This window comes from Lentilactobacillus farraginis DSM 18382 = JCM 14108, from assembly GCF_000583655.1.
Taxonomy (GTDB): Bacteria; Bacillota; Bacilli; order Lactobacillales; family Lactobacillaceae; genus Lentilactobacillus; species Lentilactobacillus farraginis.
In genome coordinates, this window is sequence record NZ_BAKI01000011.1 from 24,729 (window position 1) to 47,133 (window position 22,405).

The 22,405-nt window shown below is 43.5% G+C and carries 25 protein-coding genes, 1 tRNA gene and 1 pseudogene; 7 read left to right on the forward strand and 20 right to left on the reverse strand.

The annotated features are described in order from the left end of the window. The first annotated feature begins 324 nt into the window (after positions 1 to 324). The 3 genes from JCM14108_RS05735 to JCM14108_RS14815 are packed head-to-tail and all read left to right on the forward strand — an operon-like array spanning position 325 to position 1,890. Positions 325 to 1,272 carry a glycosyltransferase family 2 protein gene (locus tag JCM14108_RS05735; RefSeq protein ID WP_035179130.1) on the forward strand — a complete coding sequence of 316 codons (948 nt, stop codon included), beginning with the start codon at positions 325 to 327 and terminating at the stop codon, positions 1,270 to 1,272. A 6-nt stretch (positions 1,273 to 1,278) separates the two neighbouring features. Beyond that, on the forward strand, positions 1,279 to 1,704 hold the full coding sequence (locus tag JCM14108_RS05740; RefSeq protein ID WP_035179133.1) for a GtrA family protein: 426 nt from the start codon (positions 1,279 to 1,281) through the stop codon (positions 1,702 to 1,704). Positions 1,705 to 1,737: 33 nt separating this feature from the next. Then, the gene (locus tag JCM14108_RS14815; RefSeq protein WP_169790404.1) at positions 1,738 to 1,890 is read left to right on the forward strand and encodes a hypothetical protein; all 153 of its coding nucleotides are present in this window, start codon (positions 1,738 to 1,740) and stop codon (positions 1,888 to 1,890) included. Positions 1,891 to 1,988: 98 nt separating this feature from the next. Here the strand turns inward: JCM14108_RS14815 and JCM14108_RS05745 are convergent. From JCM14108_RS05745 to JCM14108_RS05755, 3 genes are all read right to left on the reverse strand, one after another. Beyond that, positions 1,989 to 2,061 (reverse strand) — tRNA-Arg (locus tag JCM14108_RS05745). A 102-nt stretch (positions 2,062 to 2,163) separates the two neighbouring features. Next, positions 2,164 to 3,453, reverse strand: a complete 1,290-nt coding sequence (locus JCM14108_RS05750) for a DEAD/DEAH box helicase (RefSeq protein ID WP_035179136.1) — start codon at positions 3,451 to 3,453, stop codon at positions 2,164 to 2,166. Positions 3,454 to 3,470: 17 nt separating this feature from the next. Further along, complete coding sequence (locus tag JCM14108_RS05755; protein ID WP_035179138.1) at positions 3,471 to 4,472, reverse strand: Gfo/Idh/MocA family protein; 1,002 nt, start codon at positions 4,470 to 4,472, stop codon at positions 3,471 to 3,473. A 135-nt stretch (positions 4,473 to 4,607) separates the two neighbouring features. On the opposite strand from JCM14108_RS05755, the gene JCM14108_RS15175 reads away from it, so the two are divergent. Both JCM14108_RS15175 and JCM14108_RS15180 read left to right on the forward strand, forming a co-directional pair. Continuing rightward, positions 4,608 to 4,784, forward strand: a complete 177-nt coding sequence (locus JCM14108_RS15175; protein WP_237745730.1) for a hypothetical protein — start codon at positions 4,608 to 4,610, stop codon at positions 4,782 to 4,784. Continuing rightward, complete coding sequence (locus tag JCM14108_RS15180) at positions 4,763 to 4,963, forward strand: DUF4828 domain-containing protein (RefSeq protein ID WP_237745731.1); 201 nt, start codon at positions 4,763 to 4,765, stop codon at positions 4,961 to 4,963. Before JCM14108_RS15175 ends, JCM14108_RS15180 begins: the two co-directional genes overlap by 22 nt. 50 nt (positions 4,964 to 5,013) lie before the next feature. On the opposite strand, the gene JCM14108_RS05765 is transcribed toward JCM14108_RS15180, so the two are convergent. Together JCM14108_RS05765 and JCM14108_RS05770 are read right to left on the reverse strand one after the other, a co-directional pair. Then, positions 5,014 to 5,775, reverse strand: a complete 762-nt coding sequence (locus tag JCM14108_RS05765; protein WP_035179141.1) for a GH25 family lysozyme — start codon at positions 5,773 to 5,775, stop codon at positions 5,014 to 5,016. A 310-nt stretch (positions 5,776 to 6,085) separates the two neighbouring features. After that, a complete protein-coding gene (locus JCM14108_RS05770) occupies positions 6,086 to 6,931 on the reverse strand; it encodes a MurR/RpiR family transcriptional regulator (RefSeq protein WP_035179144.1) in 846 nt (281 codons plus the stop codon). Positions 6,932 to 7,253: 322 nt separating this feature from the next. Here JCM14108_RS05770 and gntK point away from each other — a divergent pair, with 322 nt between their 5' ends. After that, a complete protein-coding gene (gntK, locus tag JCM14108_RS05775) occupies positions 7,254 to 8,816 on the forward strand; it encodes a gluconokinase (RefSeq protein ID WP_035179147.1) in 1,563 nt (520 codons plus the stop codon). Positions 8,817 to 8,876: 60 nt separating this feature from the next. Further along, complete coding sequence (locus tag JCM14108_RS05780) at positions 8,877 to 10,232, forward strand: gluconate:H+ symporter (protein WP_035179149.1); 1,356 nt, start codon at positions 8,877 to 8,879, stop codon at positions 10,230 to 10,232. A 123-nt stretch (positions 10,233 to 10,355) separates the two neighbouring features. Here the strand turns inward: JCM14108_RS05780 and JCM14108_RS05785 are convergent. From JCM14108_RS05785 to fabZ, 15 genes and pseudogenes are all read right to left on the reverse strand, one after another. Continuing rightward, a pseudogene (locus JCM14108_RS05785) lies at positions 10,356 to 10,891 on the reverse strand (biotin transporter BioY). A 91-nt stretch (positions 10,892 to 10,982) separates the two neighbouring features. Then, complete coding sequence (locus JCM14108_RS05790) at positions 10,983 to 11,975, reverse strand: biotin--[acetyl-CoA-carboxylase] ligase (protein WP_035179152.1); 993 nt, start codon at positions 11,973 to 11,975, stop codon at positions 10,983 to 10,985. A gap of 244 nt (positions 11,976 to 12,219) precedes the next feature. Then, complete coding sequence (gene fabI, locus JCM14108_RS05795) at positions 12,220 to 12,978, reverse strand: enoyl-ACP reductase FabI (RefSeq protein WP_035179155.1); 759 nt, start codon at positions 12,976 to 12,978, stop codon at positions 12,220 to 12,222. 26 nt (positions 12,979 to 13,004) lie between these two features. Next, complete coding sequence (gene accA / locus JCM14108_RS05800) at positions 13,005 to 13,775, reverse strand: carboxyltransferase subunit alpha (RefSeq protein ID WP_035179157.1); 771 nt, start codon at positions 13,773 to 13,775, stop codon at positions 13,005 to 13,007. Next, complete coding sequence (locus JCM14108_RS05805) at positions 13,768 to 14,610, reverse strand: acetyl-CoA carboxylase carboxyltransferase subunit beta (protein ID WP_035179160.1); 843 nt, start codon at positions 14,608 to 14,610, stop codon at positions 13,768 to 13,770. The genes accA and JCM14108_RS05805 overlap by 8 nt, the downstream gene beginning before the upstream one ends. After that, positions 14,591 to 15,970, reverse strand: a complete 1,380-nt coding sequence (accC, locus tag JCM14108_RS05810) for an acetyl-CoA carboxylase biotin carboxylase subunit (protein ID WP_035179162.1) — start codon at positions 15,968 to 15,970, stop codon at positions 14,591 to 14,593. Before accC ends, JCM14108_RS05805 begins: the two co-directional genes overlap by 20 nt. Positions 15,971 to 16,006: 36 nt before the next feature. After that, a complete protein-coding gene (locus JCM14108_RS05815; protein WP_035179164.1) occupies positions 16,007 to 16,423 on the reverse strand; it encodes a 3-hydroxyacyl-ACP dehydratase FabZ family protein in 417 nt (138 codons plus the stop codon). A gap of 5 nt (positions 16,424 to 16,428) precedes the next feature. Then, positions 16,429 to 16,911, reverse strand: a complete 483-nt coding sequence (gene accB / locus JCM14108_RS05820; RefSeq protein WP_035179167.1) for an acetyl-CoA carboxylase biotin carboxyl carrier protein — start codon at positions 16,909 to 16,911, stop codon at positions 16,429 to 16,431. A 3-nt stretch (positions 16,912 to 16,914) separates the two neighbouring features. Next, positions 16,915 to 18,144 carry a beta-ketoacyl-ACP synthase II gene (gene fabF, locus JCM14108_RS05825; protein WP_035179169.1) on the reverse strand — a complete coding sequence of 410 codons (1,230 nt, stop codon included), beginning with the start codon at positions 18,142 to 18,144 and terminating at the stop codon, positions 16,915 to 16,917. Between the two features lie 19 nt (positions 18,145 to 18,163). Beyond that, positions 18,164 to 18,895 carry a 3-oxoacyl-[acyl-carrier-protein] reductase gene (gene fabG, locus JCM14108_RS05830; protein ID WP_035179172.1) on the reverse strand — a complete coding sequence of 244 codons (732 nt, stop codon included), beginning with the start codon at positions 18,893 to 18,895 and terminating at the stop codon, positions 18,164 to 18,166. Next, positions 18,895 to 19,812, reverse strand: coding sequence for an ACP S-malonyltransferase (locus JCM14108_RS05835; protein ID WP_035179175.1), 918 nt, complete (start codon positions 19,810 to 19,812; stop codon positions 18,895 to 18,897). Before JCM14108_RS05835 ends, fabG begins: the two co-directional genes overlap by 1 nt. Before the next feature lie 12 nt (positions 19,813 to 19,824). Further along, complete coding sequence (locus tag JCM14108_RS05840) at positions 19,825 to 20,064, reverse strand: acyl carrier protein (protein ID WP_035179178.1); 240 nt, start codon at positions 20,062 to 20,064, stop codon at positions 19,825 to 19,827. A gap of 74 nt (positions 20,065 to 20,138) precedes the next feature. Next, entirely contained in the window at positions 20,139 to 21,122 is a 984-nt protein-coding gene (locus JCM14108_RS05845) for a beta-ketoacyl-ACP synthase III (protein ID WP_035179181.1), read from the reverse strand. Then, positions 21,119 to 21,586 (reverse strand): MarR family winged helix-turn-helix transcriptional regulator, encoded by a 468-nt coding sequence (locus JCM14108_RS05850; protein ID WP_035179184.1) that lies wholly within the window; start codon positions 21,584 to 21,586, stop codon positions 21,119 to 21,121. The genes JCM14108_RS05845 and JCM14108_RS05850 overlap by 4 nt, the downstream gene beginning before the upstream one ends. Before the next feature lie 38 nt (positions 21,587 to 21,624). Further along, complete coding sequence (fabZ, locus tag JCM14108_RS05855) at positions 21,625 to 22,071, reverse strand: 3-hydroxyacyl-ACP dehydratase FabZ (protein ID WP_035179187.1); 447 nt, start codon at positions 22,069 to 22,071, stop codon at positions 21,625 to 21,627. Positions 22,072 to 22,405 lie beyond the last annotated feature (334 nt).

The following is a 22,405-nucleotide window of genomic DNA, read 5'->3' on the forward strand; positions in this document are numbered from 1 at the left end:
CAAAGTTCGGTTATTTTTTGAAAATCAGCAGCTGTTTGAACTTCAAAAATTGTGTTTGGGTTATGTTTGCATAACAATCAAACTATCGAACTGGCAGTTTTAACCAGATCGTAAACCCGAACTTTTTTCCATTATGTTATAATTTGATGATGTACATACCATAAGGCATTTTGGAGGGTGAGTAAATTGCGCCGTAGTTTCAAAATTACTGGTCAAAATTGGCTTCATAAAGCCGACTTTTTAGGTATCGCCTGAACAGATACCCGGTAACCATTGGCTATAACACGTTAACATTGATTATTTTTAACAATTGGAGGATCTATCGTGAAGACAATCAGTCTAATCGTTCCTTGCTATAATGAGGAACCGACTGTCGAGCTTTTCTACAATACAACGGAAAAAGTATTTAAACAGTTAAATGAAACCCGCAGTGGCGACTACCAACCGGATTATTTATTTGTAAATGATGGTTCTGCAGACAAGACACTGGCAATCATGCGTCGACTGCATGACGAACATCCCGACACCGTTCACTACCTTTCGTTTTCAAGAAACTTCGGCAAGGAGTCGGCTTTAGCTGCCGGCTTAAGCAATGCCAAGGGAGATTACGTCGCAGTGATGGACGTCGATTTGCAGGATCCACCACAATTGCTGCTCCAAATGGTGGCTATTTTGGAAGACCCCAATCAGGATTATGAGGTTGTTGGCTGTGTCCAGACCTCACGTAAGCAAAATCCAATTCGAGGCTTTCTTTCAGCCAGCTTTTATAAAATCATTAATAAAATGTCCCGAGTACAATTAAAACAAAATGTTCGCGACTACCGGTTAATGACACGCAAATACGTCGACGCTTTATTGGAACTACCGGAATATAACCGGTTTTCCAAGGGCATGTTCTCCTGGGTCGGCTTTAATACCAAATATCTGGAATACGAAGGGGTTCCCAGAGCTGCCGGAACCAGTTCCTGGTCAATCTTTCAACTCTTTGAATATTCATTGGAAGCCGTTGTCGACTTTTCAGACGTCCCGCTAAAGATGGCAACACTGGTTGGCGGCTTAATTTGCTTTTTATCAGTTATCGGGTTAATATTTGTCGTTGTTCGGGCACTTTTCTTTGGTGGCTCCGTTAACGGTTGGGCATCACTGGTTTCCATCATTCTGTTCTTAAGTGGCGTCCAACTGTTCTGCCTGGGAATTGTCGGTAAATATATCGGCAAAATTTATCTCGAAACCAAGCACCGACCGAAATTTATTATTGCAGAAAGAAAATAATATCCAATGAAAAAAATACTTGCACTTTACGACAAATATCAGGAAGTTATCGCCTACCTTTTTTGGGGCGTCATCACCACAATTGTTAATATTGGGGTGTTCGAAGGTTTTCATTTGTGGACAAACTGGAACTATATGATTAACAACGCCATTGCTTGGTTTATCAGCGTTCTCGTAGCTTATTTATCAAATCGGGCATATGTCTTTCATTCAACGACCCGCGGCTTTGGAGCCTACCTTGGTGAAATGATGTCGTTTTTCGGTGGCCGGTTGCTTGTTTTGGTCCTCGAACAAGGTATTCTGTTTGTTGGGATCACTTTACTGAGTGGCAATCAGTTAATCGTAAAAATTATTGATAACGTTATCGTGGTAATCCTTAACTACTTCTGGTCAAAGTGGGCAGTCTTTCGAGATCAAAAGCAAAAATCTTGACTTGGCCAATCAATAATTGAAAGGAACTTGATCATGCAAAGATTTAATTTCAACCGTCAAACCCTGCGTAAACGAAAAGCCGAATTTCCGGAAGGGTACTATACAGTGGCCGACGGCTTTAAACTACTGGGGATGGCCGCCATCTTGATCATTATTTTGGTTGTTTGCGCGCAATACTTAATGTAATCACTTAAAAAGACGGTTATCAGCGTCAGCTCATCAGTGCTGGCCTTGATAATCGTCTTTTATTGTACCTGCATATCGCTTAATAAAACCGTTGGAACTGACCTCACCCGGACTCGAACCGGGATCAACCGCTTAGGAGGCGGGTGCCCTATCCAGTTGTGCTATGAGGCCAAAACAATACATACCGATTTTCTCATTTATCAATCGACATGTAAAGGATAATTTTTAAGATTCTCTCTTTCAACTGCCCATTAAACATTGTAAGCCGAAGTATCAGGACTTTTTGGCCCGTTTGTTCCGCATTCCTTTTCGCTTTAAATGCTTATTTTTCTTAGGATGTTTTTTGACAGCTGCCGGTGCTCGGCGTGGCTTGTGTGATTCATGGGACAATTCTTTTGAACCATCAACGGGCGTTTCGTGATTGACCTGCGGTGCCGGCTGCTTAATCGTTGCTTTTTCAGGCTTGACGTCCGACAACTGATTACCGTTAAAATAGATATTTGACAGATCGAACTGATCGCCAACCTGCTGCTTCAAGCGGCGCAAATCATGATCGTCGCCCATATTAATGACCAACCCGGTTTGATGCATCCGTCCGGTTCGGCCTACCCGATGCGTATAGGTTTTGGCATCGCGTGGTAAATCAAAATTAATGACGGCCGGCAGCTTGGGAATGTCAATGCCGCGCGCCGCAACGTCCGTCGTTAAAAGTAATCGGACTTTTCCCTTTCGAAAGTCCCGCAACGCATTTTGACGACTGGTTTGATTCTGCTCACTGGTCAATTTGGCAGTTTCACGAACGTGGCGATGAATTAAAAATCCGGATACTTTTTGTAACGTATTAAGCTGGTCAAAAAAGACGAGGGCTTTAAAATCTTTCATATGCAAAAATCGCAACAACATCTGCTCTTTTTTTAAATTTGAAACCTGCAGCAGGCCATGCTTGACAACCCCCCGGGTATCATCAACCGCTGTCACATCAATCGATTCAATCTTCTGATTAAACCAACGATTGGCATGGCTTAAAATATCATTTGAGGTTGCTGAAAACAGCCCTAACTGCGTATCAGCAGGTGCCTGATCAACCAGATTTCGAATATCATCCAGGGTATCTTCACTTAAAAGATTATCCGCTTCATCAATCACAATCGTCTGAACTGAATCCAACTTTAATTTTCCGAGCTCAATTAAGTTCATCAATCGACCAGTTGTGCCGACAATCACGTTTGGGTGCTCTTTAAGGCGATCAATCTGTCGGGAAATGTTCGCACCGCCAACCACACCTTGAACCGTTAAATTAACCAATTTACCCCATTCAAGCATCGTCTTCTGCGTTTGCATCGCCAGCTCGGCTGATGGCTCTACCACGATTAGTGACAAGCCGTCTTCGGGTCTAAGCCGCTCCAGTAGGGGAATAGTAAATGCTACCGTTTTTCCTGAGCCGGTCGGCGCGATGCCGACAACGCTTTGCCCCGCCGCCAGTGGCTCGTAAACGGCTTTTTGAATTGCTGTCCACTGTTGATACCCCAAAGCCTTAGCATGCTTTTCAAATTCACTGATCATGCGTTTTCTCCATTCTGTTATTCTGTTTCGCCAACAAAGAAGATGTGGGCATCCTGTCGTAAATTAAACAGAATTTTATTAACGTAAACACTTAGTTGACGCCAGTAAGCGTAGTCTTTTTGATTTTGATCGTTGGCCGGATCATTGATAATTCTGGCAAAATCATTAGCCTCTGGAATCATTGGATTTTGACCGCTATCAGTTCCCAGCGGATGACGGGTGCCATCCTGGTCAAGATAATCAACGTGTTGAATCTCACCAGCATCATCGATTTCAATCAAGTCCTTTAAACCATAAATCTCCGAGGTCATGTGCGAATTGGAAATTTTGGAAAAGTTCAGGGTTACGGTATATTCCGGATAACTCAGAATGGCTGTTCCTTTTCCGTCAACACCGGTTCGAATTAATTGCGGATAATAGGCAACCTCTTCCGGCATTCCAAATAACGTAACCGCATCATAAACTGTATAGACACCCAAATCCTGCAGCGCGCCGCCACCAAACTTCGGTGAAAAGACATTGGGCGTTTCACCATTTAGGACTTTGTCATACCGGGAAGAATATTTCGAATAGGTGAATTCCGCACCGGCAACAGTTTTCAGTTCACCAAGCTTTTTCTGAATAGAAAGAAAGTTGGGCGTGTGAATATTTCGCGCTGCTTCAAAGTAAAGAACGTCGGGATGTTGATCCAACAGCCGCTGAATTTCAGCCATCTCTTTCTGGTTCATAAACGCCGGTTTTTCAACGATCAGATTTTTACCATGTTCAATCGCCAGCTTGGCTTGCTCAAAGTGGACGCTGTTGGGTGATGCGATGTAAACCGTATCAAACGTATCGCTGGCAAAAAATGCCTTTAAATCATCAAATGAATCAGCCGCCCCATTTTTATCTGCAAATTGTTCAGCCGTTTCAATGTGTCGTGAATAAACAGTTGTGACGTCATACAATCCCGTGCTTTTAACTGCGTCAACAAACTGTTGGGTAATCCAGTTGGTACCGATAGTTCCTAATTTAATCATCTAGAAAACCGCCTTTCCTATTTAAATTGTAACAATGTTTTAACGTGATTAACATCTAAAATAGCTATCTTCAACTAACAATGACGACTATAATGCTATAATGTGTTCCAATTATGATTAGAGGGGATGTTTTTATTGCGCAAAAGAAGCATTATTATCTTTTTAATTTCTTTTCTCATCGGTTTTTTTCGGACCCCCAAACGTCAAAAACAGGCAACCCACGTTGATCCCCTGTTTTTGCCGGCACTTGGTATTTTAAAGATGCCCACAACCGGCGACACAAACTTGAAGTGGGTCCCGACCTCAAGTTGACAATTGATGGCAACGATTCATCGGCCAAAGTTTCTGCTGTAAAAAAATACCAAGTTTCCTACGTAGATCGTTACGGCTACAAATTAGAAATTCGGGCAAATGAAGCCCGCCCCGTTAAATTTTACGATGAATCCGACAATAATACTTATGACTTAAATTCAAGTTTAGAGAACCGCTAAAAGCAGTCGCAGGACATTTGTGGCTGCTTTTATAATGCCGCCCTGCCAACTTAATTTTCAAGATAACGGGCCCACTGCCGGCGACTGCCGTTAAAGACCGACATTGGCAGAAATATCACCTGCCGATCCAATGTAAAGTGCTGCTTAGGGGTAACCAGCATAAAAGTAGCGTCACCATTTGGCTTCCCCAACTGTGCGTCCGTCAGCCAAAATTGGGTCCGTTCTGTAGCTTGCAGCTTAAGGTGCTGCATGATGGTATGACTTGTTGAAATAATCACCGGCCGCTTATAGTAAGTCCGAATGGCCGTCATCAACTTTCGGATATGCTTTCGAGCAGCTGACCAGTGAACCGTCCCCTCATCGTAATTCCCATAATACTGAACTAAAATGCAAATTGGCAAACTACCGGTATTGGTAGCAACCTGACGGACAAAATTCTTAAATTGCGCTTTGGGCGAACTGCTAAAGCTAAAATAATGATAAACGCCAACCGGCAGTTGAGACCCCTGGCTGCGTTGAAAATTACTTAAAAAATTATCGTCAGCATAGGTTGCCCCCTGAGTTGCTTTTAAGTAAACAAACTTAACCCCATTATTTTTTAAACTTTCAAAATCAATATAACCATTACTTTGATCAATCGAAACGCCTCGAATCGGATATTTTTTCAATTCCTGTTTTGCGTGCCAACGCCAAATCGAAAAAAGCGTGACCAGCAAAAGGAATAACAAAAAAATGCCAAAAATCACCTTACGGGTTCGCTTTCGCCGTCGGTAAGTTTCAGCATAAATTGGTTGAATATCTCTTCGTCGCATAAATCTTCATCTCAGTTATATTGGGAATATTTTTCTGGTGGTGTGGCTTGTTTCATACACTAGTTTAGGACTGCTCCGCTAACCATAAACCTGCACGTAAGGGATCCCTTTTAAAAATCCAAACCCGGGATTTCTAAAAAGAACGCCTTACGCTCCGGTTTATCCCGGGTTAGCTCCGCACACTGTTTTAGGACTGCTACTCAAAGCAATGCCGCTCCGTCTAAGGGATAAATCTTAAAAATCCAAAACCGGGATTCCTAAGATTCACGCCTTATACTCCGGGCATTAACCGCTTTGCTTCGCACACTGTTTATCCCCTAGTACTTTCAATTATATTTTGGACGCTATGGATTGTGTCTTCAGTTGCCGGCCCCATTCTGACCGTTGCCATCATGAACAAAGTATCAATAATCGTCATTTGTGCCAACAGTGAGTACATCCCTTCGGAGCGGTAATTAGACTCGTCACTTGAAGAAATAAATGCAATATCACTATGACCAACTAACGGCGAGTCCTGATAACTGGTAATTGCGATCACCGGAACCTTACGGCGTTTCAGTGTCTCGGCAATTTTAATTGTCTGCCGGTTCTTTCCGGAATGTGAAATAACAATCGCACAATCATCCTCCCCCAATTTTACAGCTTGCATCAACTGTACGTCAAAGTCGGGGTAGTAAAAACAGTCAATCGACGTTCTTAAAAATTTGTGGTACCCATCCAAAGCAGCTACCGAAGACCCCCCTAAGCCAAAAAAGCCTAACCGGCGGCAATGAATAATCCGAAGTACCGAACGGGCAAATTCAGACTCATCAATGCTTTCCCGAGTGTCTTGAAGCGCCCGCTGTGAACCGGAAAAAATTTTATCCGCAATCGTCGACAACGTGTCGTTTGCATCAATATCCTTAAAAATCGGTAAATTTTGCGGTCTTAATTGCGTATAGGCTAACGATAACGTGAATTCACGAAAATTTGAATAGCCAAGTGTTTTCACTAATCTGGAAACAGATGCGGTTGACGTATCAGTAACGGCTGCCAAATCCTCAATATTGGCTTCCGAAGCAGCCTGTGGGTTTTCAATAACATATTTTGCAATTTTTTTGTTCGTCCGACTTAAATTATCAAAAGATTGTTTCAATATTTGAACTGGTGAGCTCATTTTTAATCACCTTTCATTCTATCTATAAAGAGCGGTTAATTATTACAATTCCAATTACTTGTAAATATTTTACAACAAAAAGGTTGCATTGTGAAATTGTTTTTCATATAATATTGTAGTCGCTTACATTAAGCAAAAAGAAAGATGCTTATGTTTGATGCAATGCGGTAGGCATGGTAAATTTAGTGCGAAGCGATATCGGAATTGGGAGGTTCTTTTCGTCTTTTTTAATTATGAAACCAACTATGTATTATTTTAGCGTGTTTTTTCAGATTCGAAAACCGATATTTCTAACTTTAATTTCAGAAAGGAAGTTATTTTAATGGCTTACACATTAGGTGTTGATATTGGTACAACCAGTGTCAAAACAGTCCTATACGATACAGATGGCAAAGTTCACGGCTATTCAAACAACGGCTATCCGCTTTATCAGGACACACCTGACATGGCAGAAGAAGACCCTGAAGAAATCTTTTCTGCAATGCAAGACGGTATAACAGAACTTATTCGAAAAGCAAATTTAAAATCGGGTGAATTGAAAGGGATTGCATTCTCGTGTGCCATGCACAGCTTGATTCTTTTGGATGCAGATCACAAACCGCTTACCCGAGCGATTACCTGGGGAGACAACCGAGCCGTTAAATACGCAGATGATTTGAAGGCCAGTCCGGAAGGTATGGAAATTTATCAACATACCGGAACCCCGATTCATCCGATGACCCCCCTGACCAAATTAATCTGGCTGCGTAATGATCATCCGGATTTATTCAACCAAGCACGTTGGTTCGTTGGAATTAAAGAATATATTCTTTACAAACTCTTTGGTACCCTAAAAGAAGATTATTCAATCGCTAACGCAACCGGGATGTTTAATATCTACAATATGGACTGGGATGACCAAGCACTTAAATTAGCCGGCGTTACCCGTGACCAGCTCCCTGAACTAGTGGACACAACTTATCAGTTAAAGGGTATGCATGATCAATACGCCAAAGTATTGGGGATTGATGCTGAGACACCCTTTATTATCGGTGCTTCCGATGGTCCTTTAGCTAATTTGGGAGTTAACGCCATTCAGCCCGGTGTCGTTGCCGTGACAATCGGAACGTCCGGTGCCGTTCGGGTGGTGGCGGACAAGCCGCATACCGATCCAAAAGCCCGGGTGTTCTGCTACTACCTGGCCAAAAACATGTGGGTTATCGGCGGGCCGGTTAACAACGGCGGCGTTGTCTTCCGTTGGGTTCGTGATCAACTTTGCGCCCCTGAAAAAGTAACTGCCGAACAGATGCACATCGATCCTTATGATCTGTTAACTCAGATTGCGGCTAAAATCCCCGCTGGTTCTGATGGGCTCCTATTCTTCCCATTCCTTGGCGGCGAGCGGGCACCAATTTGGGATGCCAATGCTCGTGGATCATTCTTTGGGTTAAATCGGACTCATACACGGGCCCACATGATTCGAGCCGTTCTTGAGGGAATTGTTTACAACCTGTATACAGTTATGTTGGCACTGGAAGAAGTCGTTGGCCGACCAACCAGTATTCAGGCTAACGGCGGCTTCGCCCGGTCCGCTCTTTGGCGCCAAATGCTGACCGATATTTTCGAACAGGATGTTGCTATTCCGGAAAGTTTTGAAAGTACCGCACTGGGAGCTGCTACTTTGGGGATGTATAGCCTGGGCCTGATTGACAGCTTAACAGATGTCTCAAACTTTGTTGGGACCACGGTTGTTCATCATCCCGATCCAAAGAATTTCCCAGCTTATCGGGAACTGGTACCAATTTATATTCGTCTAAGCCGTTCGCTGCAGCCTGAATATAAAAATATTGCGGACTATCAGCGTCGTCATGAACATGAAGATGACTTTTCAAAGAAATCGGAATAGTTCAGCTCTATAGATTATGTCTGAAAAAATAAGTGACTCACTCGAAAGGAGATTGATGAGATGGAGTTAATAGGTTTGTTAATCGGTATTATCATCCTACTGGTTTTAATCATCAAATTTAAAATCAACACCTTTGTTTCCCTGGTATTAACCGCTGCAATAACCGCGATTATGCTGGGAATGCCATTGGGTAAGATTGCCGATTCAATTACAAACGGTATTGGCAGTCAATTAGGCGAATTATCAATGGTCTTTGGTTTTGGTGCCATGCTTGGCAGACTGGTTTCTGATTCCGGTGGTGCTTACATGATCGCCAATACCCTGATCAAACGATTTGGTAAACAGCGACTGCAAATTGCCGTTATGATTGCTTCGTTTATTTTAGGAATTGCGCTATTCTTCGAAGTTGGAATGGTCTTACTGGTTCCGATTGTTTTCGCAATTGCTGTCGAGGCCGGCGTTCCAATTCTTTATTTGGGTATTCCAATGGCCGCTGCTTTATCCGTTACCCACGGTTTTCTGCCACCACATCCAGCACCAGTTGCCATTGCGCAGGTATTGGGTGCCAATGATGGCCGGGTTCTGTTATTTGGCTTTATCATTGCAATTATCGCGGCATACATTGCCGGTCCGCTTTTCTCGAAAATCGCACGCAAGTTTGCGCCGGATGCTTTTAACCGAAAAGGAAACCTTTCTTCAATCGGTGAAGTTAAACAATTCAGTCCGGAAGAATCACCATCATTTGGTCTTTCGGTTCTGACCGCACTTTTCCCGGTTATCTTACTGGCAATCGCAACTATCTATAAGATGACCGTTAACGGCGGGGTTGATCCAAAACACCCGTCAACGCTTGATTCAATCATTGAATTTATCGGTTCACCAAGTATTGCAATGTTAATTTCCTTGTTCTTTGCAATGTGGACAATGGGCTGGGCCCGTAAGCGGACAACCGCCCAAATTATGGAATCACTTGAAAATGCTGTTAAATCCATTGCCATGCTGCTCCTGGTTATTGGTGGTGGTGGTGCTTTCAAGCAGGTTCTAATTGATGGTGGTGTGGGTAAAGAAGTCGCCAAGATCTTCTTGGGCTCCTCAATCTCACCATTAATTCTCGGCTGGCTGATCGCCGTCGTTTTACGGGTTGCCCTTGGTTCAGCAACCGTTGCTTCACTGACGGCCGCTGGAATCGTTGCCCCATTAATGGCTCAATCAGGCGTTGATCCTGCTTTAATGGTATTGGCAATCGGTGCCGGTTCGCTTGCCGCATCACACGTTAACGATGCTGGTTTCTGGATGTTTAGAGAATATTTTGATTTAACAATCACCCAGACACTGGCAACTTGGACGGTTCTTGAATCGATTATTTCAGTCGTCGGAATCGTACTGGTTATGATTTTGAATCTCTTCTTCCATTAATTCAACCAAAAAATCAATTGCAATTGTTTGCTATTTTTATTCAAAAATAACGGTTGACCTACTGATGTTTTGTCAGTGAGTCAACCGTTATTTATTTGGTCATTTTTTTAAACAACCCCGTCATTATATTTGTTTGATTCCGGGTACTCGGACGCGTTGTGCCACCAAACAGGCGACAACGGCCTTTAATGTGTCTCCGGGAATAAAGACGATATTAGATACCAATGCGCTTAATAATGGCATACCGGTACTGACAGCCAGCCATAGTGAGCCGATAACATCGACAACCAGTACCGCTCCAATCCAGGTACAAAGCAATTTTTGCCAAAAATGCGTCATAAACTTTAATGACACCGTGCTGCCAATCAAGGCCGGCGTTAACAGCCAGCCAATCAGATAACCGCCGGTTGAACCCGCAAAAACAACCGGCCCGGCTTGACCGCCACTCAAAACCGGAAACCCAATTAACGCAAGCAGCAGAAATAACCCGACTGAAATACTCCCCCGCTTTGGCCCTAAAACAACACCGGCAATCATCACCCTAAATTTTGCAGGACAATGGGGACCGGAATAAACCCAAGTGGAATTGGTGGAATCAATCCCAGCACAATGATAACAGCTGTCATTAGTGCAATTTCAGTTACCTCACGAATTTTCATTAAATATCATTCCTTCTTAATATTGGATAAGTTAAGTTTTTGCCGTTAACCGATTTTTGATTTTGGTTAACCACAATTGGACAACAAAAGGTCAGCCGTGATAAGCACTGTCCGGTAGAAAGACCTTCTTTACTTCACCACTGGAAACCGTTGTTGTCCGGCCATCATCCCGTCGAATAACCAATGCCCCCTCCTTGTTAAAGCGCAGGGCAGTGCCAATGACCGTTTGATTTCCCATCACGACTTCGATCCTTTGACCTAATGTTTCAGAAAGCGCTGCGTATTCAGATAAGAAGCTGCCGGTTCGATATGTTTGGTACATATAAAAGAAATTATCAATAATCGCCGCCACGATCCGATTTCGATCAATTTCGCTTCGATCAACGATCGCGCCAGCCTTATGCCTGATCTCATCTGGAAATCCCTGAGAACTAATATTAAGGCCAATTCCAACGATGACGTTTTCATGAATGCCGTCTTCCAAGCTGGAAATTGTTTCGGTTAAGATGCCCCCACATTTTTTATGATGTGCCAAAATATCGTTTACCCATTTAACCCGAAAATCAACCTGAGGGAAAAACTGTTTTAATGTCCGAACAACACAAACCGCCGTCCCTGTTGTAATCAAACCCGAATGAATCGTCGTTCGATTCTGTAAGGGCAGCAGTAAACTCATATAAATTCCAGTTTTACCGGGTGAATAAAATTGCCGATTTAAGCGACCTCTACCATGGGTCTGCGTATCCGCTACAAAAATTTGTGGACAAGCCGCTGTAAAATGGCTGCTGTAAGCCTTCGCGTAATCATTGGTCGATGTCAGTTTTTTAAACGTGTGAATTTCGACAGGAAACGTTGTCATTCGATAATGTTTGATAACTTGGGCATCAAAACACGTTGAATATTGGTAACGGTAACCCAGCCCCTTTTTGGTCGTGATTTTATGACCGCGACGCTCTAATTTTATAATGTTGTTATAAATCGCCGGTCGACTGATCTTTAATCGCTTTGCCAACTCGTTTCCTGAAATATATCGATTGTCCGAAGACAATAACTCGTGCAACACTTCCGATTGATGATCCGCCATCACTGATTACCTCGCTAACCTGTCAAAATAAAAATTGTGCCAAAGACTATCCGGTCAAAATTATGTAACAACCATCATCTTTATCGCAACAAGCGCAAAATTTTGGGGTTACATCATTGATATATAACATGCCATATATCAATTGCTTCTCCGAATAACGGAAAACAACTTCATATCAGCATAAATAATCTATAACTAGTTCAAAGAAGTTTCCGTCATCCGAAGTCGACCGACCTTTTGTAGATTAAATCAAATGAACCCCTTTATCCACATAAACAATGTCGCCGGTCATCCCAGTTGCCAAATCACTCATTAAAAAGGCCGCTACATTGCCAATTTCAGAAGTTGTAACACTCTTTTGGTCAACCGTTCGAGATTCTGATTCCTTAAGTAATTCACTATGGTGCTTAATTCCCGTAACAGCTAACGTTTTCACTGCCCCGGCTGAAATTGCGTTTACCCGGATACCGGCTTCGCCCAAGTCGGAAGCCAAATAACGAACGCTGGATTCCAAAGCTGCCTTGGCAACTCCCATCATGTTGTAATTTGGAATTGCCCGTGTAGAACCAAAATACGTCAATGTCAAAATACTGCCCGGCGTGTTTAGGATCGGCTGTGCATAACGGCTGACAGCAATTAACGAATAGGCACTGATATTTTGTGCCAAATCATATCCGTCTCTGGATGTGTTAACCAGACCGGATGTCAGTGTTTCTTTGTCCGCATAAGCAATTGCATGAATGACCCCATCAATTTTAGTGTACTTTTGACCAATTTCTTCAAAGGCCCGCTTGATATTCTCATCTGCTGAAACGTCACATTCAACCAAATCTGCCTCTTCAGGCACAAACCGCTGCAGACTCTTTTTAATTCGATCATTTTGATAGGTTAAAACAACTTTGGCACCCTGATCCAAAATCGCCTGGGTACACCCCCACGCGATACTTCTTTTATTTGCGACCCCCATGATCACAATTGTTTTTCCATCTAAAAAGCCACTCATTTATTCGGCCTCCAAATTCAATTTCTTCAAAACTTTCGATAGCGTTCTTTACGCTGACGCAACAACTCATCTACTGGCAGATTTTTTAATTCATTAAATTGATTATAAAGAAAATCCCGTAATGGCTTTAGATCATCACCGGGTCGATACTCATGAATAATTTGATCAATAATACCACTTTTTAAGAGATGATCCGGTGTTAACTTAAGATCCTCCGCGGCCTGCGCTACCTTTGACGAATCTTTCCACATAATACTTGCGTAGCCTTCCGGTGATAAAACAGAATAAATACTGTCTTCAAACATAAACACCTTATCACCACAAGCCAGCGCAATCGCACCACCACTACCGCCTTCACCAACAATCACACTGATGTAAGGCACTTTTAACTGCATTCCGACCTGCAGACACTGGGCAATTGCCGAACCGATGCCGTGATATTCAGCTTCAACATCCGGCCAAGCTCCCGGTGTATTTACCAGTGCGAGAATCGGCCGATGAAACTTTTCAGCCTGCTTCATTAAGCGCAACGCCTTACGATAACCTTCGGGCTCAGGGCTGCCGAAATGCCGCTTAATATTTTCATCAGTGTTGGCGCCCTTGCGAATACCAACCACCGTTACCGGTTCATCGTTAAGCAGTCCAACACCACCGATAATCGCCTGGTCATCACCATCCGAGCGGTCACCGTGAAGCTCAAAGAAGTTATCAATTAATCCGTGAATCAATTCATCGGTTGAGATCTTCTTCGTACTTCTAGCGGCCTGAACCCGTTCATAAGCTGTTTTCTTAACCATTTGCGTCCTCCTTTTTATGCAGGGAAAGCAGGTTGGTCAATACTTGTTTTAAATCATTTCGCTGCACGATCGCATCCACAAAGCCATGCTCAAGGACCGTTTCAGCTCGTTGAAAGTTCTTGGGAGGCTTTTTCATAATCGTCTGTTCGATTACCCGCCGCCCAGCAAAACCTATCAATGCATGACTTTCAGCTAAGATAATATCGCCCTGCATCGCAAAGCTGGCCGTTACCCCACCGGTTGTTGGATCACAAAGAACCACAACGTACAATAAACCGGCTTTACTATGGGCTTCAACTGCCTGTGAAACTTTCGCCATCTGCATAAGTGAATGAATCCCTTCCTGCATTCTGGCACCGCCGGAAGCCGTAAACATCACTACCGGTAAGCGTTCACTGGTTGCTTTTTCAAACAATCTGGTGATTTTTTCACCAGTTGCACTGCCCAGGCTCCCCATGATGAAGAAGGGATCCATAATCCCGGCAGCTACCTTCATATCCGCCAAAGTTCCAATCCCGGTCAAGACGCTCTCTTTGATCCCGGTTACTTTTTTACCCTTCGCAACTTTTGCAAGGTATTTTTCATCCTGATACTGCTTGGGAACCGTTAAATTGGCATCGAGCTCATCAAACGCGTCAAAAGTAATCTTTGCCCGCCGTTTGGCAGTAATCCGGAACCCAAAACCGCAGTTCGGACAAATCCGCTGTTTACCGGCCCGCATCGAAAAGAACGTCGCGTGACAAACCGGACACTCCTTCATAATGTTGTCGGGGATATTGTCCATGCGCTTCTTCAGCTCTTCACGACTGGGCATTTTAAACCGACTTTGCAGCATCTAATCCCCTCCTGTCAGCAAGGACATCATTTTCAATAAAGCTGGTAGAATAAGTCCCTTCCTTGAATCGATCAGTGGTAATCAGCTTGTAAAGAAAAGCCTGGTTGGTTGTCACACCCGTGATTTCAAGTTCACCAAGCAAACGCTTCATTTTAGCAATCACAGCATCCCGATCATTCAAATGAACGATTAACTTTGCAATCATTGAATCGTAAAACGGTGAAATGAAGCTGCCATTAGTAATACCGGCATCAATTCGAACACCCAATGAGCCGTCCGGGAAAAATAAATGGTTGATTTTTCCGGGTTGCGGCGCAAAATTATTTTCCGGATCCTCAGCGTTTAGCCGGCATTCCAACGCATGACCTTTAACGGCCGCGTCTTCCTGGGTAAAGGCCAGTTTTTCACCACTGGCAACTGCCAGCTGTCCCTTTACCAACTCAATTCCCGTTACTTCTTCGGTAATGGTATGTTCAACTTGGAGCCGAGTATTCATCTCCATAAAATAAAAATGGTGCTCCGCATCCATTAGGAATTCGTAGGTACCGGTATTGGTATATCCAAGTTTTAAAGTCGCCTGAGCCACCGTTTCACCAAGTTCTTTTCGTTCAGCCGGCGAAATCAGAACACAGGGACTTTCTTCAATCACCTTTTGGTGGTTCCGCTGAAGGGAGCAATCACGCTCCGGCAAATAAACAACGTTGCCAAAGTTATCGGCGATCACCTGCATCTCAACGTGTTTGGCATTTCGAATCAACTTTTCCACATACATACTATTATCGTTAAAGGAGGCCTGGGCTTCCTGTTGTGCCTGTTGAAATGCATCCCGCAGCTGGTCGGGACGGTCAACTTCACGAATTCCCTTACCACCGCCACCAGCAGCCGACTTCAATAAAACCGGAAAGCCGATTTTCTCAGCAATCTTTTCAGCCTGCTCAACGGAAGTAACGTCGCCTTCACTACCGGGAATAACCGGCACACCGGCTGACTTCATTGCTTCACGGGCATTTGCCTTATCCCCCATTAAAGAAATCAGTTGGTGACTGGGGCCGATAAACTTGATATGGCACGACTCACACAGTTCGGCGAACTCCGCGTTTTCGGACAAAAAGCCGTAACCGGGATGAATGGCTTCACAGCCGGTTAAAGTTGCCGCACTGACAATTTGAGTCATATTTAAATAAGAATCGCTGGGCTGCGGCCCGCCAATGCAGATTGCTTCGTCTGCCAAGTGAACAAATAGACTGTCTTTGTCGGCACTGGAATAAACTGCGACCGCTTCAATATCCATATCATGAAGTGCCCTGATAATTTGTACGGCAATCTCTCCACGATTTGCCACTAAAACCTTTTTAAACATATGCTCACCTCTCAATTCTCCCAATTAAACATGCTCTTACTCCACTGCAAATATCAAATCCGCCTCACAAATTACTTTGGCTTCACGGGTAATTACCCCGTGCCCCAAGCCAATGTTTGCACGTAATTTTTTCATTTCCACTTTAAATGTTAATTGATCACCAGGCCGAAAATCATCTTGAAATTGGGCGTTCTTAATGCCACCAAAGAAAACATTTTTACCGTGATACTCAGGTAACGTTAAAATGGCGGCAACGCCTGTCTGGGCCATGGCTTCGATCATAATCGGCCGAGGCACCGTCAACTGGCCCGCCTGCTGATTGGCAAAAAACCACTCATTAATCGAAATCAGCTTCACCGCAGTGGCCGTCTTGCCGGCTGTCACTTCCAAAAAACGATCAATCATTTGAAAGGGATACCGTTGCGGAATCACATCGTTTACTTCTGGTTTCATTCAAACTACCCTTTCGTTACTTGAAAAATCGGCTGACCGTATTCCACCATGCTGCCGTCTTTAACCAGCACATTGGAAATGGTCCCGGAAACCTCACTCTTAACCTCGTTAATCATCTTCATAGCTTCGATTACGCACACAACGTCGCCTTTATTAACCTTATCGCCCTGTTTTTTATAGGGTGGCTTATCCGGATCTGGTGCAAAATAAACCACGCCAACCAAAGGCGCTGTGATTTCTTCAACGTCATCAGGCTTTTCAGTTTCGTCTGCTGATGGTTGATCGTCTTTTGGCGCTGCCGGCCGACTTGATTCATGATGAACACTATCATTGTCAACAACCTCAGTTGCCTGAGGGGTACTTACAAGCCGATCCGCACTATCACGTTTGCTTAATGATAATTTGAAATCGTCTTGGGTTAATTCAAAGTTTTTTAATGACGATTTATCAAATTTATCCAATAACCGCTCAATTTCTTTCTCATCCATGAACTACTCACATCCCTTGAATGCAATAACGGCATTGTGGCCACCAAAACCAAATGAATTACTAATTGCATAATTAACAGGGGCCTTCTTGTTGTCCTCATTTACCAAATCAACCGTGCAGGCTTCATCTTGGTTGACAACACCGACATTAACCGGCATCTGATTGTGGCGAATTGCACCAATCGTCGCAACTGCTTCAATCGCACCAGCGGCACCCAAAGCGTGACCCGTCATGCCTTTTGTACTACTTACTTTGACATGATCGTTCTTAGCAAAGACTTCGCTAATTGCTTTTGATTCAGCGCTATCATTTGCATGGGTACTGGTTCCATGCGCGTTAATATAGTCCACGTCGCTGGCATCAATTCCAGCTTCATCAACTGCCATTTGCATTGCCCGCTTGGCCCCGTTACCGTCCGGATCAGGTGCCGTCATATGATAAGCATCGCTAGTTGTCCCATAACCGACAATTTCGGCCAGAATGTTGGCACCACGCTGCTTAGCATGATCATAACTTTCCAGAATCAATGTGCCGGCACCTTCACCCATTACAAAACCGTTTCGATCCTTATCAAACGGAATCGATGCTTTGAGGGGATCCGCCGTCTTTGAAAGCGCAGTGATAGCTGCAAAACCGGAAATCCCAATTTCGTTAACGGAAGCTTCTGAACCACCGGCAATCATTGCCTCAGCTTTTCCCTGCTTAATGTATTCAAACGCATTACCAATGGCATTGGTCCCGGTTGAACATGCGGTAACAATTGCCTGACTGGTGTTTCGCGCGTTAAACGCAATCGAAATATCACCGGCGGCCATATTAACAATTGAGTTTGGCACAAACAGCGGTGATACCCGTTTTGGTCCCTTGTCATGCATTTTGATAACCTGCTGTTCAATCGTGGTTAAACCACCGATTCCGGAACCGTAAATAACACCTAATTCTTCAGGTTTAATGTTATCTTCGTTTAATCCGGCCATTTCCATTGCTTCATATGCGCTGTACAATGCATAGTTCACAAAAAGATCGTTTCGTTTAGCAGCTTTTTTGTCAAGCCTGTTAAGTGGCTCAAAGTCCTTAACTTCACCAGCAACCGAAATACCGGTTGGTTCAGCATCAAACTTGGTAATCTTGTTAATGCCGACTTTTGAATCAAACAAATTCTGAAGGAAACTTTCAACGTCGTTTCCGATGGGGGTCACGGCTCCCATTCCAGTGATAACTACTCTGTTCATGAAATTACTCCTTCAATACTTAAATTGTGAGTCCACCATCGACCGTAACAACTTGGCCGGTGATGTACTGATTGGCAACCAAAAACGCAACGGTGTCGGCAACTTCATCCGCCTCGCCAAACCTTTTCAAAGGAATTTGATCAGCAAATTCCTGTTGGCGCCGTTCACTCATTTTTTCTGTCATATCAGTCCGAATCATTCCCGGTGCAACCGCGTTACAACGAATATTGCGCAGGGCACCTTCACGGGCAGCTGTCTTGGTTAAACCAACCAAGCCGGCTTTACTGGCTGAATAATTAGCCTGGCCAAGATTACCATGCAGCCCAGAAATGCTTGAGATGTTAACAATCGCGCCTGTCCGGGCTTTTTGCATCACTTTCATTGCGAACTTAGTCATATTAAAGGCACCGGTCAAATTGGTATCAATAACCGCTTTAAAATCTGCCAGCTTTAAGCGACTCAACAGCTTATCCCTGGTAATTCCGGCATTGTTAACCAAGACGTCCAACTGACCATGCTTTTCAACGGTCGATTCGACCATTGATTTGGCATCATCTTCATTTGCAACATCACCGATTAAATTGTCATACCGGTTTTCAAATGCCGCTAAGTCCTTTTTGACGCTATCGGTTAATTCGTGGTGGGTATTGATAACGACAAAGAAGCCGTCATTTAACAACCGCTTCGCAATTGCCAAACCAATTCCTTTGCCGGCACCAGTTACCAATGCAATTTTCTTTGATTCACTCATTATTTCACCAACTTCATGTTTGATCTGACGCTATTCAAAGTTTCAACACTATCAATGTGATAAGCCGTTACGTTTGGAATCGTCTTTAAAGCAAACTTCATTAAAGTATCACCCGGGCCGATTTCAATCATTGCCTGGCTGTCCATATCGTGAAGCTGCTGTAGACAATCAACAAAGTGGGTCGGATGAATCAATTGGGCTGCCAGTGTTGGTTTCATTTGATCAACTTCAAAGGGCTTCTTGGTCGTGTTGCTGATGACTGGAAACTTAAAGTCATGAAAATGAACGTTCTTAATCCGATCAGCCAGCAAATCACTGGCTTCCTGCATAAAGGGCGTATGTGAAGCAACCGTCATCTTTAGCGGAACCACTCGTTTAATACCATGTTCATGTAAGTAATCGGCAGCAGCAGCCAGCCCATCTTTGGAACCACCAATCACAATTTGTGAAGTTGTATTGTAGTTGGCGGGATAAACCTCGCCGGCTTGAGAGCCAACCCGACAAGCTTCCTCAACTATATCGGGGTTGGCTTTTAAAACAGCCGCCATCTTACCAGGATGATTTTTACCTGCCTGATCCATATAATGGCTACGATCGCGGACCAAGGGCAGCGCCTCTTCAAATTGAATGCCACGAGCAGCAATCAACGCGCTGTATTCGCCCAAGCTTAAACCGGCAGCCCCAATCGGCGAACCGATTTCTTTTTCCAGAATTCGATAAATACCGGTACTCATGGCAACAATTGCCACCTGTGTATTTTCAGGATCGGCCATCACCGATGCATCACTCAAATCCAATTCCAGAATATCGGACGCTTCGTCAATGGTCTGTCGATAGATGTCTTCCTGGCGGTAGAGATCCTGACCCATCCCGGCAAATTGTTTTCCCTGACCGCTAAATAAATAACTTAATTTCAAAATATCAACTCACTATTCAGCTTTTTGTTTGAGAACGTAATTTACCAAGTCTTCAACAGTTTCCATACCGTCATCCGTTTCAATTTCAATGTCGTATGTGTCTTCAATCTTGTCAACAACTTCAAAAATATCCAAGCTGTCCAAATCAAGATCGTTTTTGAAGTTGGTATCTTCTTTGATCTTGTCTGCGTCAACGTCCAATTGGTCTACGATAATGTCCTTAACTTTGTTAAATACCTCTTCTTTTGTCATGTGTAAATTCCTCCGAAATAATTTTATTTTTTAGTTACCGACTACCCGATGGCAGCCAGCATTCATAACTGTGCTTAGAATTTCAATATGATGGTGCCAACTGTTAATCCGCCGCCAAAACCTGACAGCAAAACGACATCCCCCCTTTTAATGGTCCCGTCACTCACCAACTGGTCCAATAAAATCGGTTCGCTGGCAGCCGCGGTGTTGCCATATTCATCGATATTAACCGGAAATTTATCCATCGACACGTTTAATGCTGTCGCGATTCGTTCAACAATCCGCTTGTTGGCCTGATGTAAAACAAAGTGATCAATCTCATCTGCCTGCATTGAAGCTGCAGCTAGTGCCTGGTTAATCGATTCGGGAACGTTGTTAACCGCAAATTGATAAACCCGCCGCCCGTTCATCTTAAAGAACGGTGAAAAGGCCTTTTGCTGGTCCATAAATGGCGTTGGCACACCAGTTTGACCGGCAGTCAGATAATGACCAAGGGTCCCAAGGGTCTTTAAATTTTCAGAAATAAACGCGTCTTCGGTTTTAACCGTATTGCTGAGCAAAACACCGCCGGCCCCGTCACCGAATAAAACAGCAGTGGAACGATCGTGCCAATCGATTAATTTACTCAGCGTTTCACCGCCGATTAAAATTGCTTTTTTTGACTGATCATCCATCAGCATCTGCTTGGCCATGTTAAGCCCATAGACAAATCCTGAACATGCTGCATCAATATCCATTGCAACCGCATTAGCTGCTCCCAGGGCTCCCTGAACCATTGCACTCACGGAAGGCGTCAGATAATCCGGTGACATGGTCGCCACAATAATGAGGTCAATTTCACTTGAAGAAACACCGCTCTTTTGCAAAAGTTGTTGGGCAACCGCCGTGCATAGCGAACTGGTAGTTTCATCCACTGCAATGTGTCGACGCTTGATACCGGTCCGCTGAACAATCCAGTCGTCCGAAGTATCCATCATCGTTGCCAATTCATCATTATCAACGGTTTTTTGAGGCGCCTGGCTCGCGGTTGCTAAAATTTTGAAGCCTTCAAATTTCATTTTGTTGAAACCTCACCAATAAAATCTTCAACGTTAATCAACGCTTGTTTCATTTTTTTAATTGCAGGTCCGTCAAACCCCTTCAGACATTGTTCTACCAATTTTCGGTGAAAAGCATAGTGCGCCCTGTACAACAGTCGGCCCTTACTGGTTAATGTCAGATTAATAATCCGCCGATCCTGTTGGTTTGTAATCCGGGTAATATAACCCTTACGCTCCAAATTATTGAGATTGGCGGTCAGCGTCCCCTTACTCAATCTCAATATTCTGGCAACTTCCGAAGTTGTTTTGAGGTCATGCAATCCAATCGTGTGAACCAAATGAAGTTCCTTTGCAGTAATGTCCTTAAACCGACTCTTTCTAATTTCGCTCTCTTCAATTCGCATGATTTGATCATAAATGTCCACCAGGGCGTCACTAATAAAGTTGTAATCCGCTTTAATTTCATTACTTGTGGCATTCATTGGTTAATTCTCCTAGTTTTACGGTACCGTAACACAAATTAGATTTTCTTTTTTGGATCCGGAACAATAAATGTCAGGGTAGTGGAGCAGGCAACTTTTTCATCAACCTTTGCTTCACATTTGACTTTCCCCATATTATCCCGTTGTTTTTCCATTTCAACGTGAAGTTTCAAAACGTCTCCGGGACGGACAACCTTTCGGAACTTGGCATTATCGATTGAGCCAAGATAAGCCGTTTTCCCCTGATATTTTTCGGTCTTAAGGATCAAGATTGAAGCTGCCTGGGCAAGTGATTCGATAATCAACACGCCGGGCATAACCGGATTACCGGGAAAATGGCCTTGGAAAAACTCTTCGTTAATCGTAACATTCTTTGTACATACAATTGACTCGCCAGGATTCAATTCGTCAACCCGATCCATAAATAAAATTGGATAACGGTTTGGAATTAATTCCATAATTTCAGATGCGTCTAGTACACTCATTGGTTTCTTCCTTTCAGTTGTTAAACTGGTGACCCGGTCTTTCGAATAATTAACAGCCAACCTGCAATTAAATTTGATTAACCTGATCATAGGTATCCATTTTTTTGGACAAATCACACTATATACTAAAATAGTTTGAGAATCAAACTATTTTAGTTAACGGCATTATTAAATAAGCCTATTTTACCTAACTGAACCGCGAAAATAAAGGATTCTTGATGATTTGGATTAAAAATAAAAATTTAATGAGAAAATCCTGCGTACTGATTTGGATTAACAAATAAAAAAAATAAAACGAAATTGCTGATCTTGAATCTTCAGCAATCCCGTTCAA